Here is a 19473-nt window from a genome sequence, read left to right as displayed (position 1 = left end):
ATATCTAGAAAAACTATGCCAACAATATATACAAATGCCTTTGAAGAAGACGTTTACAAGGGTCTAACCTCATATCCTAAAAAGTTATCTTCTAAATATTTTTATGATGAAAAAGGGGATAAAATATTTCAGCAGATAATGAATATGCCAGAATATTATTTAACAGATGCAGAATACAGTATTATTGAAAGTTATACTGAAAAAATAGCCGCAGCTTTTAATGATGAAAATGGTTTTGATATAATAGAATTAGGAGCTGGAGATGGCAAAAAAACAAAAGTTCTGTTACGTTATTTAGATAAAAATAAATTTAATTTCTCTTATCAACCCATTGATATTAGCAAGTATGCGTTAAAAGAATTAAAAGAGTCTCTAGAAAATGAACTCCCAAATTTAAAAGTAATTCCACAAGAAGGAATGTATTTTAAAGTTTTAAATCGTTTAGCTGAATATAAGAGTCGTAAAAAAGTGATTTTAGTTTTAGGATCAAACATTGGAAACTTGGTACATGAAAAAGCTATTGAATTCTTACAAAATATTCAAGCAAGCATGAATAAAGGAGATTTGCTATTTATGGGGTTTGATATAAAGAAAAACCCTCAACAAATTATAGATGCTTACAGTGATAAAACTGGAATAACTGAAGCTTTTAATAAGAATTTATTGCTGCGGATAAACAGAGAAATGAATGCCGATTTTGATCTTGATAAATTCTTACATTGGGAAACTTACGACCCTGAGACTGGGACTGCAAAAAGCTATTTAGTTGCAAAAGAAGATTTAAAAGTTAGGCTTCAGAAAATAGATTTAGAAATAAATTTTAAAGCATGGGAAACCATCCATACAGAGATTTCTCAAAAATATGATGATCTTACTGTAAATTGGCTTGCCGAGCAAGCTAATTTAAAAGTTATAGATCAGTATGTCGATTCTGAAAATCTTTTTAAAGATTTCTTACTAACCATAAAAGCATAAAACTATGGATCAATTCCACATAAATACTATTCAAAACAAATTTCATCATTTATCTCAATACCTAGCTGCTTTTTCCAACAGTTTTCTTACTAAAAAAGAAGATGATAGTCAGTCTGCACTTATATGGTCCATTGAAAAAAGTGCTCTCCAATCTCAAAAAGTAAAAGATTTTTATATTGAGTTAAATTACAAAGATATAGTATTGAGAATCTATCGAGAAAGTGAATATAAAGAACTCGATTTACTTGGTCTTACTCACAGCGGTATTGATTCTTGGATCCGCGAAACTATTTCAGATTACGGATTATCGGCAGGTAACTTCCATTATAACTTAGGATTTAAACTAGAAACAGACTTTGATACGTTTGTTGCTTTAGATACTGATGATGAAAAAATTATTTTTCAGTTAATAGAAGAACGCAATATAGCACAGCGTGCCTTAGAAAAACTAAAAAGTAACTATAATAATGCCACCACAATATATGTTTGGCCACACCATTTTGACACAGGAATGCTTATAAATATTGATAAAGAAAAAGGTATAGGTTTAGGATACGCTATTGCAGATACGGAGGTCAACAAACTTCCATATTACTATGCGTATGCTTGGAGCAACAACACTATTAATTACGCTCAATTACCTAATTTAAAAAATGGGAATTGGGTATTAGGAAATTGGAATGGTGCTATTATTTCCGTGGAAGATAATTACGATTTAAACACCATTGAAAATTTCTATATAGATTTTAGTACTATTCTAATAAAACGTATTTAACCCTTCAAAGAGATTTCAAGCTCTTAAGTAGTATCCTTACTCATTAAAGAACACTGCTTCCAAATAAATTAAATTTATTTTATGGGCTTACCCTCCAATCTTTAAAATCCCACAACTTTTTGACTTGAGCCTTTTGCTTAGACAGGATTTTAAGGTAGTTTATTTATACGTATAAAATAGCGTTTTCTGTACCAGCAAAATCATTCCATTGAAATCCATCTGCTTCTTGTTCGTTTGTGTAATTTCCATCTATAATATATCGGAATTCGTAGGAGTTATCTTTTGGAATTTCGCATGTACCTTTAAAATTACCGTTTTTTAGTTTTTTTAAGGCTGTTGCTTCTGGATTCCATTCGTTAAAATCTCCTACAACTATCACCTCATTCGCTTCTGCTGCAGAAACTACAAAAGTTACCTTACAAACTGGTCTAGACTTTAAATATTGTTTTGAAATTGACATAGTTGATAAAATTTAATGATTAATTTGTATCAAAAGAATACATTTAAATCATAATAAACAACTAGCATCCAAACATTTATCGTTTTAATAAAACAGTCTTAACGAAATAATGAAATATGTAAAATTTACTATATAAAAATAAAGAAAAAGAACTATTTATGTTTAAGGATATTTGCTATTTTATCAATATCCTTTATTGTATTGTAAATATGAAAACTTACTCTTATTCCAGAACCACGTAAGGAAAACAACACATTTCTCTCTTTTAGAGCCTCCATTATTTTAGGAGTAACCTTTAAATTAAAAATTGTAGAATGTTCTTTTCTCTCTGTAACTGTTTCCGAAAGCAACTCTAAACCAGTAAATTTCTCTTTAGCATGTTTTGCCAATGACGCTAAATGAGCTTCAATAGCATCCATTCCAATTTCATTAAATTGTTCTATAGAATATAATAAACTTCCAAAGTTTAAGGTGTCTATATGTCCAGGTTCAAAATGACACATTAAATGATTTTTTCCCTTCTGAAAAGCTTCTTTTTGCGGTTCAAATTCTACTGAAACAGGATATAGTTGAGAAACTATTTCTTTATTAAAGAGCATATAACCATTACCATAACCTGACAACATCCATTTATAACCGCTACCACCAAAAACATCAATCCCAGATTCTTTAAAAGAAAACTTCTCGGTACCACTATATTGGGTTCCATCTGCAACAAAAATAGTGTCAGGATATTCTTTCTTTAGATCTTTTATAAAATTTAAATCTAATTTGATTCCATTTAGATATTGAACAATACTAAATGCAAAAATATCTGGTTGCTGCTTTGCAAATGCTTCTTTTATATTTTGCTCTAAATGCTGATTTACTTCAGCAAAAGAAACAGATTTAAAACCACTGCTACTAAAAGGCCAATTTACAGAGGGATAGTCGTCTTCCAAAAGCAATACACTTTTGTCTTTATCAATTCCATTGATAAACACTTTTAGTGCAAAAGAAAAATTTGGTGTTAAAAGTGTATTTTCAAACTCTGAATCGAAAAAATTGGCAACTGCAGTACGAATTTCAGCAAGCTGAACATCTAAAGACTCTCTAAACTTACTCCCTCCAATAAGAAAATCAATATCATGTCCTTGTCGCCATTCCATCAAACTTTCATACATAAGTCCGGAAGCTGCCGTATTAGCATAAGTATATTGACTAATTAAAGGAAAATCCTTTGAAAAATTATCTATCGTCATTTCAATTCAATTAAAAAGTTATACGCACTAAAGTTATGCGTCTCCTTGAAAAATAGCTTTTATGTAAAGAAATTCCAAACCACTCCAAAACGAACGATAAAATCTCGATACGGATAATTTGGCGCTGTATAATAATTATTATCTCCAAAGGGAGAGTTAAAATGTTCTGCTTTTAAATAAATACGAGTACGACGAACTTTTGCATTTATAAAGAAATCCATCATTGGATACCCTCCTATTTTTTCTCTATTCTGAATTAATAATTCCCCAAGAACAGGACTGTATGAATTCATATAATATTCACTAAAATATTTGGCAGTAACTCCTACCTGTAAATAAAGAGCTTTCTTGAAAAGATGATTTGAGTAATAAAGTGTGTTTCTAGTTACAATTTGCGGTACATTAATAATGTCTTCACTCTGACTCACATTTTGATACATAATTGTATTTGCTAGTCCCCATTTACGCAAAAAATGTAAATCGTTACTCAATTTTACTTTTATTGAATTTATAGAACCATCAAATTGAGTTGGCGTAACCCTTTGTACATCATCTAAAACAGAAGAAATTGAATCTCCAGTATCTAAATTTTCTTCAAAATAGGCATATTTATCTCTTACAGTATAAGCAACACTAAGACTTCCCCACTTTTTAGAATTAAGAGTTCCTTGAATGGTGCTTAATTTTTGCTTTTCAAAAGTGTCAGTATTTTGCCAATTATAATCTTTATAATCACTTTGATACAATAAAAAATTAAAGTTTGGCATACGAGACGAAGCATGTAAACTAGCATCTACATCAATATCATCGGTAATTTGGTAATTCATTTCAGCATTAAATGTAGTTCCACCTAAGTCTCCTACAATATTCTGCGTAAAATCTCCCCCTAAAGAAAAACCTCCAATTTGCTTTTTAAATTTTCCTCCAATGGAGATTTCATTATCTCGTAGTTGATTTGTAATTGTAGCGCTGTCGTTTACCACCAAACTATTAAAATAATAATTGTATTTATAATAGTTTACTAGGAAAGTTGCTTGCCCTATTATTTTATTATTATAATTTAAATTAAGCTGATTGTTAAAAGTTTTTAGCTTAGCTCTATCCTCTAAATTAGATGCTTGGTAAGATTCACCAAAATATGAATTAGCTGTAGTCTGTCTAAATTCGTACGTTTTAGTTTCATAATTTAATTGATGTCCAACGGAAAGTCCGTAATTTCTTAAAGAATCTTTTTCTTTAAACAGAAAAAACTCATGGTCCAAAAAATATCTTTTCCCTAATAAGAAGTTTTCTGCATCTTCAAATCTTACATCAATTCTAGAACGATCTGTAAACTCATCGTCTCCAGAAGTAAACTGCTCTGGAACTCCCAGTCCGCCATTTTCTTCATTTAAAATATCTTGAGAAGTATAATGGCCTCTCAATAAATAACGTCCACTTTTAGTTTGATAATTAGTTGTAAATCTAAAATTTCCAGTACTTGATAAAATATGTTGATATTTCCCTAAAGAGCGCATCCCTTTATAGGCAATAGACATATTTAGCTGTGGAGAGGTATTTAAGGTAATTAATGCATCTAGAATTTGCCCTTGCTCCATTACTGTTTTATAAAAAAGCTCTGTAGTAGGAGTTGGCACTCGGTAATAATCAATATCACTAACTTCCATATAATTATTATGCTTAGCTTCTTCTCCCATTCTTGGATAGAAACTCTTCTCCTTGGTAGCTGCCCCTAATATATTGTATGTCTGACCAACATTTGCAAAAGGGAGCAACTCAAAATCGTCTTTTCTAAGGTAATTATATTTGTATTCCTTATAAATGGTTAGGGTTGTATCAAAAGTGGTAGTATCTCTTGCATAGGAGATTATTTTATAATCTTCAATAGGAAAATCATCACCTTTCTTTTTAGTTGGATTTCCCTTTTTAGTAAGAACAATTGTAGTATCCTTAACAACATTAGATTCTTGTTCAACTTGAGCATTTGCCACTCCAAGACATAATACTAAAAAGAAAAACAAAAAATTAAAATATCTCATCCATTTTGATTTAAAAACAAAGGTATATTATTTGAACGAAATCCATATAAGTGGATTTATTATTTTTACACTGAAAAAAGACAAAATACCGTATCTATTTTTAACTTTGACTTTTTTGAATTAGCCATATATAGGCTCCTAAATAACGATTAAAATGTATAAATCGTATAGTGAATTCTCTTTAGAAGCTGGAACTGACGAAGCTGGACGTGGATGCCTTGCAGGACCAGTAACAGCTGCTGCAGTTATTCTTCCTGAAAATTTTAAAAATAAAATTATTAACGACTCCAAACAATTAACAGCATTAAAACGGAGTATCTTAAAACCAATAATTGAAGAAGGAGCTACTTGTTTTGGCGTTGCTCATATTTATCCTATTAAAATTGATGAAATAAATATTTTAAATGCATCTATTTTGGCCATGCATAATGCACTAGATAAACTAAATAGTGAGATTGAACATATTATTGTAGACGGAAATAGATTTAAACCTTTTAAAGATATTCCATATGAATGTATTATTAAAGGCGATAGTAAATATTTAAGTATTGCTGCAGCTTCCATCCTTGCAAAAACTTACCGCGATGCTTATATGGAAGAAATCCATGAAGAATACCCGATGTACAATTGGAAAAAAAATAAAGGTTATCCAACTAAAGAGCACCGAGAAGCCATAAAAAAATATGGTACTACAAAATACCATCGTCTTTCTTTTAGATTATTACCAGAGCAACTAAAATTAGATTTATAAAAAAACCCACCTAAGTTGGTGGGTTTTTGTATTGAATTTATTGAACAAAAAATTAATTCTCTTTTTAGTATTTTAATAAAAAGGAATTACCTCTGAAGATGTTTTGTTTTGAACCAATATATCATTTAAATCTATAGCTGTCATTGCCATACCCGATGTTCGGTCATAAGTAATGGCATCCAAATCATTAACTACACTAGATATGAATGACGGAATTACTGGAACTGTTGAAGGATCTCCAGCATTAATATTTGGGTTTTGTAAAATTTCATTTTCATGTATAACCAATTTCACACCCATATCAACAAAACGTATCCCTTCAGCTATAAAAACTTCCTGCCTTGTTCTGTATATCAATTTAAGTAATTCATCTTCTGTGCTCGCCATATTGATTTCTTCATCAGTTAGAGAAGTTCCTGATACAGATGGCACACTGATTTGCTCTCCTTTACGATAAAGAACAAGCCCCTCTCTCCCATTTACAACTACTGAGGTTGTATCTGGTCTAGAGCCAGGTTCATCTTGTGTTCGATCCTCAATAGTATCGCTAAAAGTTCTCACCTCTCTTGTAGCTATTAGCATCAACAAATTTTTTAAGTTTTGTTTCGCCATTCCAATATCTGTAGATAAATTCGCCTCAGCTAGAATAAGATAGGCTTCTTCTGCTTTTAAAAAATTAACTGCTGGATCTTCTCCACTAGACAAAAAAGAATATTTAGGATCTAAAAAATCCAGTGTTGGTAAAGGTTGTAAGTCATCAAAAGTAGATCTATCAAATAATGCACTTTCCATAGTATTAGAAGGCCCGTCATCTTGGTCATATTTTGCCGCTTTAATAAAACTATTATCAAGAGTTAGAGCTTTTTTTGCTGCATCAACAGCAGCTGATTTATTACCTAGATAATAATATACTCTAGCCATAGCCATATAGTAATATGGGATGTCTGGATTTATAGTAATTGCCTTATTGAAAGAATTAATTGCAGAATTATAATTTTCTACCGAGCTAACAGCAACCCCTAATTCTTCTTGAGGTAAAGCTGAAAAGTACATCCCAGCCAGCATATATGATAAACCTTCATAGAAATTATATTCAGCTTCTGTTATTGTTGCATATTCAGAATCCGCAGGACCGACAGTTTCTAAACCAAATAGTGCAGATTCTCTTAATCTGGCAATTCTATATTGTGTATCTCTAATATCAGGATCTTCCACTCTAATATCTATATTATCTAGAAATTGATTGAAAAAAGTCTCTGTATTTATATAATTATCTGATCCTAATTCAGCTAATATTATAATCTCGTTATAAGCAAGAGATGTTTCTCTCTCCAGTCCTGTCAACCAAATCTTTGAGGAATTAGGCTGTCCCACAATAGAGGTTTCTAAAAGGTTAGGATTTTCTATATCTGTAAAATCTACTGCCTCATTAAAATTATCTGAGCAACTACTCAAAGTAAAAGCTATTAATAAAACTATATATATTGTTTTTTTCATTTTATCTTTATTTAGAATTGAAATTTAAGTGATGTCATAAAAATTCTTGGTGCTGACTCAGTTCCATAAGCAAATCCCCCACTAGAAAATGCATTTTGATCTCCAATACCAGATCCTGTTACTTCAGGGTCAAAATTTCCAGCTATCCAATTAAATGGATTCGTTACTGAAAGACCAAAGATCATATCAGAAAATGGCTTTAAGAGCTCTCCAAACCTGTATGAAGCACCAATGTTTCTTATCTTCAAGAAATCATTATCAAAAGTTACATAATTGACATAATTAAAAGGGCTAGTTTGTCCAGCTAAAGCATCTGGAATCCCTTCATAATCAACTCCTCCTAATACTCTTAATAAAAAACTTAAGTCTACAATCTTCCCTCCAAATTGATAATCTCCGGTAGCAAAGAAGTTGAAATTTTTATAACTATAATTCAAACTCATTGATCCAAAGCTAGGAGCAAAAGTATCTCCTAAATTCTCATTTGCTACAAATTCAAAAGTCCCATCTGATTGTTCATATGCTGCATTTCCTCTTAAATAACCCAAGCTTTGACCTTCTTCGATCCAAGAACCAACAACAGTAAAACCTCCTACATTAAAGGGTGCACTTCCACCAGAACTTACCACTTTATTTCGGTTGTAATTATAGGAAAGATTTAAATCTAACTTGTGATTCTCATTTTTTAGAATTGCTGTGTTTAATGCAAATTCCCACCCTTTATTTTCTATTTCCCCTATGTTCTGTATTTGATTGAGTTGCCCTGAAGAAGGCGGTGCTCCAGGAGTAAATAAAGCATCTTCTGTTTTTGCTACATATCTTGTTGCTCCAATATTAATCCTATTGTCTAAAAAACCTAATTCCAATCCAAATTCATATGTCTTAACAATTTCGGACTTTAGGTAAGGATTCCCCGGATTATCAAATCTAAATGCCAGTACGTTTAAAAACGATTCTAATGCAAAAGTCTTGTCTTGAGAAAATGGCTCAGCAAAATTAGTTGCCTCTCCATAATTTGCTCTTAATTTTATATTAGATATAGCATTTGATATACTGCTATTTCTATAAAAATCATGATCTGAGATGTTATAAGTCAGCCCAATTTTTGGCAAAAAGATTGCATTAGTATTTTTTCCAGCTGATGTATTTTTATCCAATCTACCTCCGAACTCTAAATAAGCAACATTATATACACCAATATTTTCTAAAAAATACAATCCGTAATTAGCATTCTCCAACACAAAGTCCTCGGCTGTTTTTGTAGCAAAATTATTAATAGATGAAGTTCCATCAACACCTCCAGTACCTGATATTAAATTTTGTTTATCTGATGATCTAAAAAACTGAGTTCCCAATATAGTGACAAAAGAAAAATTTTCTGTATTCGCTTTATGCGTAAAGTTTAAATCCGCAGTAACTGTAAATGAAGACCTCAATGATCTATCCATTTCCGCTTGATCTGTAGTTCCTGGATTTTTACTTCCCAAAACTATTTGTAATTCATTACTTTGAATAGCTTGATCTACGGAGCTTCGTTGATCTACACCAAATGTTGCATTTGTTTGAAGTTTGCTTGTAATATCATAAGTAAACTTGTTGGATGCAGTAAACCTATTTATAACCCTAGTTATATCAACAAGTGGTGCTATTTCATCTAAATTCTCCAAACGAGACTGCCACTCTTCTTCAGGAAGCTCATCTAGATTACCATATGAACCTCCTTCAGCATTTGAAAATCTTCCAAAGGACGTATTAGCATTATAATCCAGTGTAGAATCAAAGCCTACATAAGAAAAAGAACCTTGATACTTAAGCTTATCAGTAATTTGGGCGCTAAACCCAAATGCTAAATTCCGTTTAACTTGTTGGTTTACATCTGTAAATGAATCATCTTCATATAAGCTTCCTGTAAAATTATAAGTGAATTTTTCAGTACCTCCATAAACACCTACTTTATGTTCAATTGACAATCCTTCACTAAATAACGCTTCTCCTGTTCTATCATATTTAAGATAATCTTTTGTTCCAGAAATCACTCCTAATCTATTCTCATAATAAAACGTTGACTTTCCTGCTTTTCCTTTTTTTGTAATTATCTGGATAACCCCATTAGCAGCATCAGCTCCATATAATGTTGTTGCCGCACCACCTTTAATATATTCAATTTTTTCAATTGACTCAACAGGTATATCTGCTAAGGCAGATACATTAGCTCCACCAGTGTCCAAACCTAACTCTGCATTTGAATTTAAATTATCTACCCTGATTCCATCTACAATAACAACTGGTGTTGAAGAAGATGCGGCACTAATAGGACCTCTAGTTCTTATGATCGCTGCTGTTCCTGGTTGACCCGAACTAATTCTGATTTGTGCACTAGGCGTATTAGATTGCAAGATTTGATCTATTTGACCTGAAGGCAAACGATCTATAGTCTCTGCATCAACAACATCTACTGTTGTAGACAATCTCTTTCTTAGTATCCCTGCACCTTGTCCAGTCACTATTACCTCATCCAATGCTTGTGCATCCTGCTCTAAAGTTATGTTTAAAACATTTTGTGAACTAACAGTTTTTTCAACTGTTTTTTGTCCAATAAAAGAATACACTACTACCTTACCTACAGAAACATCGATAGAATAATAGCCATCAAAATCTGTTTGAGTACCGTTGGTTGTACCTTTAACGGTAACATTTGCTCCAGGCAATGGCAAACCATCTTGGTCTGATACCACCCCTGTAATAGTTTTTTCCTGCGCATAGGAAAACTGTAAAACTAACGCAATAAATAGCGTTAGCATCCAAGTAAATTTTGATCTCATATTTTAATTAATTTGAATTTAGCGTGCACTAATATGTGAAATATTTCTTAAATAAAAACAAATATTCTACAAAATATAGAATATAACACGTATCAACTTACTTAAATTATAAGACAGACTACACCTACCTAGAAGTAATGATTACAAAACTGTGGGAAGAGAAAAAAAGTAGAAGTAAAAAAAACCCACCAGTGAATCTGGTGGGTTTGGAATTAATTAGCAATTAATTCAAATAAAAAGTTTATTTAATATTGGTCATTTTGAACAATATTAGAGTTAGCATTTGTTTCTGCATTTGTGATAGGGTATGCTAATCTATAATCCCCATAAGGAACTGTACTTAATAAATTTTGTTGAGGTGAAACTTTCTCCACTCCCATTCCATTTCGTACAAAATCATCAAAACGAAAACCTTCAAACATCAATTCTTTTCTTCTCTCCAAAAGGATGTTTTCCTTTGTTGCAGAAGTATAAGGAGTAGCCCCTCTATTTGAAGGAATCATATTTAATTGCGTTAAAGCATCTCCACCTGTTTCTAATAATGCCTCAGCATAGTTAAGGATTACTTCTTCATAACGAATTACAGGAACATTATCATACCCCCTATTGTCTGGATACTTCCCTATGTTTCTCAACATATTATCTTCATATCCTAAAATCCCTGTCGGCTCATCATCGTCATCTGGTAAGAGTCCTCTAACATCTGTATCTTCAAAAAGGGTTGCAACCTCATCAATAACCTGAATATCTCCATAACTACCTGCTGGACCTAATCTATAGATATAAGCAAGTCCATTAATTCCTTGGTTATCTGTTGCACTATAAGCTAATTCAAAGATTGAATTTGAAGATCCATCTTGTGTCCAAGATCCTACAAAATCACTAGCAGATAAAACTGAATATAACTTTGAGTTAATTACAGCTTCTGCTGCGGTCTTAGCTTCTGGCCACATTCCAAAATATACATTAAATCTAGATTGTAAAGCTTTTGCAGCATATTTATTTAAGAATTCTTTTGAAGAATCATTATAAGCAGTGCTCATCATATCAAATCCAGCTTGAAAATCTGCTGCAATTGCTGTTTTGTTTTCTTCAATTGTATTTCTACTAGGATATAAATCTTCTCCTTTAAATTCAGTTATATAAGGAACACCAAGAGTTCCTCCAGCATGCATTTGACCATATGATTTCAACAAATCGAAATGCGCTAAAGCTCTAAGGGTATATGCTTGACCTTGAAGGTGTTTTGCATAATCTAAATCCCCTTCAAGCACACTAACATCCTGATTAATAACAATATTTGCAGATGCTATCACATCATAAGCATTATCCCAGATATAATCATTGTTCTCATTATATGCCATTTGAGCTTCTGTAGTAAAACGCCCAGAACTACCATTAGCAAAACAGTTATCTGTTCTTACCTCATTTGTTATGATATAGTCTCTACCATAATATTCACTTGAGGTCATTGCACTATAAGCTCCTTTAATAATTCCTTCAAGGTTACTTACCGTAGTTATTCCCCCTTCTACAGGTTTATTCTGTTCGGTAGAAGGATCTAAGTCATCTGTAGTACACGAGTTTAACCCAACTAGGGATACCGCTACAAATGCTACTTTATATATAAAATTAATTCTCTTCATAATTTTTTAAAATTTAACGTTTAATCCAAAAATGAATGATTTAACAGGTGGTGTGGTCAAACTTGTAAATCCATCTGCTGCTGTCTCTGGATCGTATTTTAAACGATCATCTTTCACCCATGTGTAAAGATTAGTTCCTCTTAAAAATAATCTTAATCCATCTATTCCAATAGTTTCAGTAATTTTTTGATTAAAGTCATAACCAAAAGTCAAATTCCTAAGACGGATAAAATCTCCTTCATATAAAAACTTATTACTATTTTGCCATGGTTTAGCAGTGTACTCCATTTTAGGGTATCTAGCTACATCTCCTGGCTCTTGCCATCTATCAAGCAATGCGTCAACACCATTATATAGATCTAAAGAATATCTATCTGTACCATTGGTATAACGTGTCCAATCTTCAAATACTTTGTGTCCACCTGCATAATATCCATTAGCGTCTAAGAAGAAACCATAGGCATCAATATGCAAGTTCAAACCTGCTGTAAGTGTTGGTAAAGCACTTTCTCCTTGCCATACTTGATTAGCTTGAGACCAACTTGTTGTTGTAGCACTCCCTTCACCATCTGTATACCACTCGTCAACTCCAGTATCTGGATTAACTCCTGCATAAGACACCATATACCATCCATAAACTGGATGTCCAGCCTCAACTCTACGCGTTCCTGTAGTGATATTAATTGGCTCTCCTGTTCCATCTAAAGCAGTTTCCAATACTTTATTCTCGTTAGTTGCCATATTACCTCCAAGAGATAAATTGAAATTTTCTGAGCGGATAATATCAAAGTTTACTTCTAATTCTAAACCTTTATTCTCCATTCTACCAACGTTTTGAGTCTGACTTGTAAAACTAGTTGTTAATGAAAGTGGAACAGACAACAATAAATCTTTGGACTCTCTGTAATAGTAACCTACATTAGCTGTAATTCTGTTATTAAAAAACCCTAAATCTGTTCCGATGTCATAAGTATGTGAAGTCTCCCAAGAAAGATCATTATTCCCAAAGGTTCCTGGATAAGAAGCTCCAGTACCTGCATAATCTGAATCGTAATTTAATAACGATTGATACAAATTCAGTCCAATATTAGCGTTACCAGTAACCCCATAAGAAGCTCTTAATTTTAAATTACTTATTACATTACTATCTGCAAGAAAAGCCTCTCTATGAATGTTCCAAGCTCCACCAACAGACCAGAAATTACCCCATCTATTATCATCGGCGAAACGAGAGTTTCCTTCTCTTCTATAGGTAGCATCAAAAACATAACGTCCATTAAAACCACTATAATGCATAAGAGCCATATAAGAAGCAATTGACCAATCTGTAAAATAAGAATTAGCAGTAGTTGGATTACCAGATGAATTTAAATTAGTTAAACCATCATCAGAGAATGAATCTCCATCTGCCTCTAAATAATAATATCTATTTTTTTGATACTCTTGTAATGCTTTAAAGTCAATAGAATGCTCATCTGACACATTCCAAGTATAATCTAAATAGTTCTGGAATACATAGTTAGCTCTACTACTATGAGATTGCCAACCATAGCCATTTGTACTAGCTCCATCACCATCAATTCTATTACGGTAACGTTTATAGTTATATACTTGATAATCAATATTTGTACGTGTAGTAAATCTTAAATTCTCTATAGGTGTTTCCCATTCTAATGAGTTATTAGATAAAATTCTAACTAACTGAGAATCATCAATGTCTTCTTGCGCAATCCATAACGGGTTAGGCAATGTTGTATTTAAGTTGATTTCTCCATCTTCATCATATGGTTGCTCTATTGGAGGAGCGAAAAACTTAACTGTTCTAGGCGAAGAGAAATATGAACTCGTTTCTAACAATCCATCTTGATAAGAATGTGATGCACTATTGTTTGTTGAAAACTTTAATTTGCTATTTAATGATTTCTGAAAATTTAACTGTCCAGAAATTCTTTCAAATTCAGAACCAATAACAGTTGCTTCTTGATTAAAATATCCTAATGAAGCATAGAAATTATGATTTTCATTACCTCCACTAGCTGAAAGGTTATACTCTCTAAAAGCTGCATCTTTATTTGTTACTACTTCGTCCCAATTTGCTTCTTGACGACCTGCTTGATTCCAATCATAATAAGCAGAACCAAAGACACCTAAATTATTCTCATAAAATTGTTGTGCTCCATCTCTAGAAAAACCTTGACTAACACCATAAGTATTATATAAAGATTCATAAAACAACATTTCTCTTTCTGCTCCAGTTAATACATCTGGTCCATCTACAGCATCATTAGAAAAACCATATGAAGTGTTAAAACTAATAGCTGTTTTTCCTTCTCTACCTTTTTTAGTAGTAATTACAATAACCCCATTAGCACCACGTGCACCATAAGCAGCAGTAGCAGAAGCATCTTTAAGTACTGTAATACTTTCAATATTGTTACTACTGATACTTGCTAAAGGAGACAATGAAGAACCAGAGGACTGGTTTCCTGTATTATCAGAGTTTACAACCGGAACCCCATCAATAACATATAATGGATTATTCCCTGCTGTTATAGAACTAACACCTCTAATACGGATATCTGCAGTAGAACCTGGTGTACCAGAAGAGTTATTCATTACTAAACCAGCAACTTTACCTTGTAACACCTGATCTACAGAGGCTACTGGAACTTGCTCAATATCTGCAGCATCAACTTGAACAGTTGATCCTGTTAATTCGGCTTTACTAGAAGTAGCATATCCTAATACAACTACCTCATCTAGTGCCTGAGCATCTTGCTCTAAAACTACGTTGATTGTACTTGCTGCTCCAACTGTTTTCTCAACAGTTTTCTGACCAACATACGAATAAACTAATTTACTCCCCACAGCTGTAGAAATTGAATAATTTCCATCAAAATCTGTTTGAGTACCTGTGGACGTACCCTTAACAGTTACATTTGCTCCAGGTAACGGCAAACCATCTTGGTCTGTCACCATACCTGTAATTGTCTTCTCCTGCGCATAGGAGAACTGTAAAACTAACGCCATAAAAAACGTTAGCATCCAAGTAAACTTTGATCTCATATTTAATTAATTTGAATTTAGCGTCTTACAATATCATAATTTTTTCTTAATAAAAACAAAAAAATGCATATAAAATATTACGTATTTAAAAGATTTTACACAACATAATTATTCATATTTCTTCATTATTAAAAGAAAAAACTTACAATAATGTCTGATTATCAAAAAAATTAGTCAGAAAAAGTTTTTTTTATAAATCCAAAAAATCAAGTCTTAACATATTTTTGTACTTTTTTTATCGTTAAACTCTATTTTTGCTAAAAAATTAAAGTATCCATGAAGTTTGTTGTTAAGATTCTATTTTTATCGCTACTTATAACCCTTTCTTGTGCAAAAAAAGAAACCGTTCAAACGGAAGATTTAGTTTTATATACTCCAAGACATGCTACCGCTGTTATTAAAATAAACGACTATCAAGCTTTTAAAAGTGAAATAATTAATAACGACTTTCTCAAGTTGCTTCAAGAAAGTACTTCTTATAAGAATTCTGCCTCCTTAGTAGCTACCTTAAAATATATTAATCCTAAAAGCACTTCTATTCTTGCTTTTAATGAAATTGGAAAAGAAGAGTTTAACTACACCTTTATAAGTAAAAATCATAATAACTTATTCAGTATTGATTCTACAGTTAATCGTAAAATAGAAACCATTACTTATGAAGGGGCTTCCATCAAAATACTGAGTATTGGAGGAAAGAAATTATTTAGTACCAATGTTGGGAATCACTTTATAGGTTCTTCTTCTCGTCTAATTATTGAAAACATCATTAGAAACTCAGACCACCTAAAAGCTAATCCAAAGCTTTCTAAATTATATCAAGTAGCTCAAAACAATGTTCCTGCTAATATTTTTATTAATCATAAAAAAGGAGCTAGCTTTTTTAAAAGAGTGCTTTCCGAAAGCCTAGCTAACAATCTCACGGAATTTAACGATTGGACTTCTTTTGATACCAGCATCGCTCAAGATTATATCAAGTTAAACGGAATTGCTGTAGCGAATGACTCCCTCAACAACACTTTAAATGTTTTTAAACATACAACTCCCTCTACTAGCTTTGCTTCAGAAATTGTTCCTATAAATGCTACCTATTTTATAGCATACCCTGCAATTAATGGAAATGAGTCTGAAATGAAGCAAATGAGCGATTCTCTTTTTCATAAGGCTACAGAAATGATAGAAATTGGGTTTCAGCAAACAAAAATATTTGCTTTTACAACTTCAGATAATATTGATTTTGAAGACCGTCTTCAGAAATTTGTAAAAGAAGAAACTTCATACAGAGATTATAATATTTGGGAAATAAATAAAACAGACTTAATTAAGACTCACTTTTCGAAAATTACAAAAGGGGTTAGTACAAATTATGTTGCCAAAGTGGACGACTTTTATGTTTTTGCTGAGTCGATAAACCTATTAGAAGATATTATTTCAAATTATCAAAATAGTGCTACGCTTTCTCAACTTCCATCTTATAAAAATTTACGTAGCGAATTGGCAGATGAATCTTCTGTTTTAATTATTGGGAATCTTGAAAAACTAAAAAATGACAGCGCTATTTTAAGTGAGGACTTTAAAGCATCGGTAGCTAAAAAATCTTTTAAAGATTATAAATTTATTGCCTTTCAATATATTGCTGAAGGAGATTTTGCACACTTCCATGCGTTATTAAAAAAAGCAAACACCTCTACCGTTGGTTCTAATATTATTACACAGTTATATAGTACTACTTTAGATGCAGATATTGCTACGAATCCGCAGTTTGTAATAAATCATCATACCAAAAAGAAAGAAATTGTTGTGCAAGATGTAAAAAACAACCTTTATTTAATTGGCACAGACGGAAAAGTTTTATGGAAAAAAGAATTGAGCGGTAAAATTATTGGCGAAATATCTCAGGTTGATTTATACAGAAATGGACGCTTACAACTTGCCTTTAATACAACCGATAAAATGATGATTCTAGATAGAAATGGGAATGAGGTTTCTCCATTTCCTATAGATTTTAAAAACACCATTACACAACCGCTAGCTGTTTTTGACTATAGTAATAATAAGGATTATCGTTTTGTGGTGGTAATGGGTAAAAAAATAGAAATGTACGACCGCTACGGAAAAGTGGTTACTGGTTTTATTTTAGATGAAACCGAAAACACTATTATTAATAGTCCGAAACATATTCGTATTGGAAATAAAGATTACATTATCCTCCAAGAAAATGATGGAAAATTAGATATTCTTCACCGCACAGGAGATTTGAGGATTCGTGTTAGAGGATCCATAGATTTTTCTGGAAATGAAGTTTATTTATATGATAAGAAGTTTACAACTACCAATTCTTCTGGAGATTTAATTCAGGTAGACCAAAAAGGTGGATTAAATAAAATTGAATTAGGACTAAAAGAAAACCATTTAATTGATGCAACTGCTAATACGTTAGCTACTATTTCTGAAAATATTTTAACCATTAAAAACAATAAAGCTACGCTAGATTTTGGAATCTACACTAAACCGGAAATCTTTTATATCAACGATAAAATTTATGTTACCGTAACCGACAAACAAACACATAAGGTTTATTTATTTGACAGTAATGCAAAACAAGTGGAAAACTTCCCTGTCTATGGAGATTCTGCCATCGATTTAGCAGATATAGATAATGATAAAAAGTTAGAAATGGTTACCGTAGGCGATAAAAACTCGATAATCTGTTATAAGATTAATTAGTTCCGTTGGTTGTAGAGGCAAAGGTTCAAATTTGTAAATGTGTCAATATGATGATTTGAAAATGTGGAAATAAAAAGTCGGAAGTCCGAAGTCCGAAGTCGGGAGTGTTCAGCAAAATGTAGGCTTTATCCAGTTTTTCCCTTGTAACTTTTAACTCAAAGCAACAAAGTTGTGATTGTGTAAATTGTCGAATTCTTTATTATTTCTGGTAAACTAAAGATTCTCAAAAGAATAAGAATACAAAATCTATATTCCCTTCTCTTTATTCTTGTCATTTTTTTGCATTTTTTCTTGTCTCTTGATTCCTGACTCTTGATTGAAAATGTACGCCTACTGAACATTGAACACTGCATTCTGTCTTCCAACTCCCGACTTTTCAATCTTTCAATCTTTCAATCCTTCAATCTTTCAATCTTTAAATTATTTAACCTCCCGACTTCTTTCTTATTTCTCCACAAAAGTAGCTTCAAATAGATCTTGAAAGTGTTTCTGTATTTTTTGTTTTACTTCGGTTTCATTAACGGTAGCTTTTCCTAGTTCCACATTGAGAGAAGTAACTCCTTTCCCTCTAATCCCACAAGGGATAATATTATCAAAATATCCCAAATTGGCATTTACATTTAATGCAAATCCATGCATAGTAACCCATCGAGAAGCACGAACTCCCATAGCACAAATTTTTCTAGCAAAAGGAGTTCCAGCATCTATCCAAACCCCTGTTTCTCCATCGCTTCGGGTAGCAACAATACCATATTCGTCTAACGTAAGAATAATTACTTCTTCTAGAAAACGAAGGTATTTATGAATATCGGTAAAAAAATTATCTAAATCTAAAATTGGATAGCCTACAATTTGACCTGGACCGTGATATGTTATATCTCCTCCTCTATTTATTTTATAAAAAGAAGCTCCTTTTTCTTTTAATTGTGTTTCATTTAAAAGCAAATTAGTCATATCGCCACTTTTTCCAAGTGTAAAAACATGTGGATGCTCTACAAATAGGAAATAATTAGGAGTAGGCAATTCGGTGTTTTCTCGTCGGTTTTTAATTTTTATATCTAAAATATCTTTAAAAATCGACTCTTGATAATCCCAAGTTTCTTTATAATCCTTTAATCCTAAATCTTGTAAGTTAACATTCTTATTCATGCTACAAAGATACAGATTTACTTAGTAACCAATACAGAAACAACTTCCTATTAAATACTATCTATTAGGATTATTTAAAATTACCAATGCAGCAATAACACCCGGAATCCAACCGCAGAGAGTTAATAAGAAAACAATAATTATAGAGCCACAACCCTTATCTAGAACTGCTAATGGTGGAAAAAAAATTGAAAGTAAGACTCTCCAAATACTCATTTTTTATATTTTTTTTGATTGATGAAATTACGCTCTAGGAGCGCTATTTTAATTCTAACTTTTAGGTTGATTAATCCCAAAAGCAGGGCAAATATAAGATGACAATTATATT

13 protein-coding genes are annotated in these 19473 nt (G+C 32.0%); 4 read left to right on the top strand and 9 right to left on the bottom strand.

Translation table 11 applies throughout. The features are described 5' to 3' along the window. The first annotated feature begins 15 nt into the window (after nt 1-15). Complete coding sequence (locus tag AC13CQ_RS04565) at nt 16-975, top strand: L-histidine N(alpha)-methyltransferase (protein ID WP_474507671.1); 960 nt, start codon at nt 16-18, stop codon at nt 973-975. A gap of 4 nt (nt 976-979) precedes the next feature. Next, nucleotides 980-1750, top strand: a complete 771-nt coding sequence (locus tag AC13CQ_RS04560) for a hypothetical protein (RefSeq protein ID WP_456865391.1) — start codon at nt 980-982, stop codon at nt 1748-1750. Nucleotides 1751-1913: 163 nt separating this feature from the next. Here AC13CQ_RS04560 and AC13CQ_RS04555 read toward each other — a convergent pair whose 3' ends face one another. The 3 genes from AC13CQ_RS04555 to AC13CQ_RS04545 form a co-directional block, all read right to left on the bottom strand. Beyond that, nucleotides 1914-2210: an isoamylase early set domain-containing protein gene (locus AC13CQ_RS04555; RefSeq protein WP_474506782.1), complete on the bottom strand. Its 297-nt coding sequence runs from the start codon at nt 2208-2210 to the stop codon at nt 1914-1916. 152 nt (nt 2211-2362) lie between these two features. Next, nucleotides 2363-3451 carry an aminotransferase class V-fold PLP-dependent enzyme gene (locus AC13CQ_RS04550; RefSeq protein WP_008612287.1) on the bottom strand — a complete coding sequence of 363 codons (1089 nt, stop codon included), beginning with the start codon at nt 3449-3451 and terminating at the stop codon, nt 2363-2365. 59 nt (nt 3452-3510) lie between these two features. Continuing rightward, the gene (locus AC13CQ_RS04545; RefSeq protein WP_474506781.1) at nt 3511-5490 is read right to left on the bottom strand and encodes a putative porin; all 1980 of its coding nucleotides are present in this window, start codon (nt 5488-5490) and stop codon (nt 3511-3513) included. A gap of 154 nt (nt 5491-5644) precedes the next feature. Here AC13CQ_RS04545 and AC13CQ_RS04540 point away from each other — a divergent pair, with 154 nt between their 5' ends. Next, nucleotides 5645-6241 carry a ribonuclease HII gene (locus tag AC13CQ_RS04540; protein WP_008612285.1) on the top strand — a complete coding sequence of 199 codons (597 nt, stop codon included), beginning with the start codon at nt 5645-5647 and terminating at the stop codon, nt 6239-6241. Between the two features lie 72 nt (nt 6242-6313). Here AC13CQ_RS04540 and AC13CQ_RS04535 read toward each other — a convergent pair whose 3' ends face one another. The 4 genes from AC13CQ_RS04535 to AC13CQ_RS04520 form a co-directional block, all read right to left on the bottom strand. Continuing rightward, nucleotides 6314-7738, bottom strand: a complete 1425-nt coding sequence (locus AC13CQ_RS04535; RefSeq protein ID WP_456865384.1) for a tetratricopeptide repeat protein — start codon at nt 7736-7738, stop codon at nt 6314-6316. Between the two features lie 11 nt (nt 7739-7749). After that, nucleotides 7750-10560 carry a TonB-dependent receptor domain-containing protein gene (locus AC13CQ_RS04530; RefSeq protein ID WP_456865381.1) on the bottom strand — a complete coding sequence of 937 codons (2811 nt, stop codon included), beginning with the start codon at nt 10558-10560 and terminating at the stop codon, nt 7750-7752. Nucleotides 10561-10805: 245 nt separating this feature from the next. Then, the gene (locus tag AC13CQ_RS04525) at nt 10806-12206 is read right to left on the bottom strand and encodes a RagB/SusD family nutrient uptake outer membrane protein (RefSeq protein ID WP_474506779.1); all 1401 of its coding nucleotides are present in this window, start codon (nt 12204-12206) and stop codon (nt 10806-10808) included. A 6-nt stretch (nt 12207-12212) separates the two neighbouring features. Then, entirely contained in the window at nt 12213-15272 is a 3060-nt protein-coding gene (locus tag AC13CQ_RS04520) for a SusC/RagA family TonB-linked outer membrane protein (protein WP_474506778.1), read from the bottom strand. Between the two features lie 276 nt (nt 15273-15548). On the opposite strand from AC13CQ_RS04520, the gene AC13CQ_RS04515 reads away from it, so the two are divergent. Beyond that, a complete protein-coding gene (locus AC13CQ_RS04515) occupies nt 15549-17996 on the top strand; it encodes a ribonuclease HII (protein WP_474506777.1) in 2448 nt (815 codons plus the stop codon). A 444-nt stretch (nt 17997-18440) separates the two neighbouring features. On the opposite strand, the gene lipB is transcribed toward AC13CQ_RS04515, so the two are convergent. Together lipB and AC13CQ_RS04505 are read right to left on the bottom strand one after the other, a co-directional pair. After that, a complete protein-coding gene (gene lipB, locus AC13CQ_RS04510) occupies nt 18441-19145 on the bottom strand; it encodes a lipoyl(octanoyl) transferase LipB (RefSeq protein WP_335587751.1) in 705 nt (234 codons plus the stop codon). 57 nt (nt 19146-19202) lie between these two features. Then, nucleotides 19203-19361, bottom strand: a complete 159-nt coding sequence (locus tag AC13CQ_RS04505; protein WP_236959854.1) for a YqaE/Pmp3 family membrane protein — start codon at nt 19359-19361, stop codon at nt 19203-19205. Nucleotides 19362-19473 lie beyond the last annotated feature (112 nt).

Source organism: Galbibacter sp. L-19 (assembly GCF_056857615.1).
Note: the sequence above shows the minus strand (reverse complement) of the source record. Positions and strands in the feature narration are given on the sequence as shown.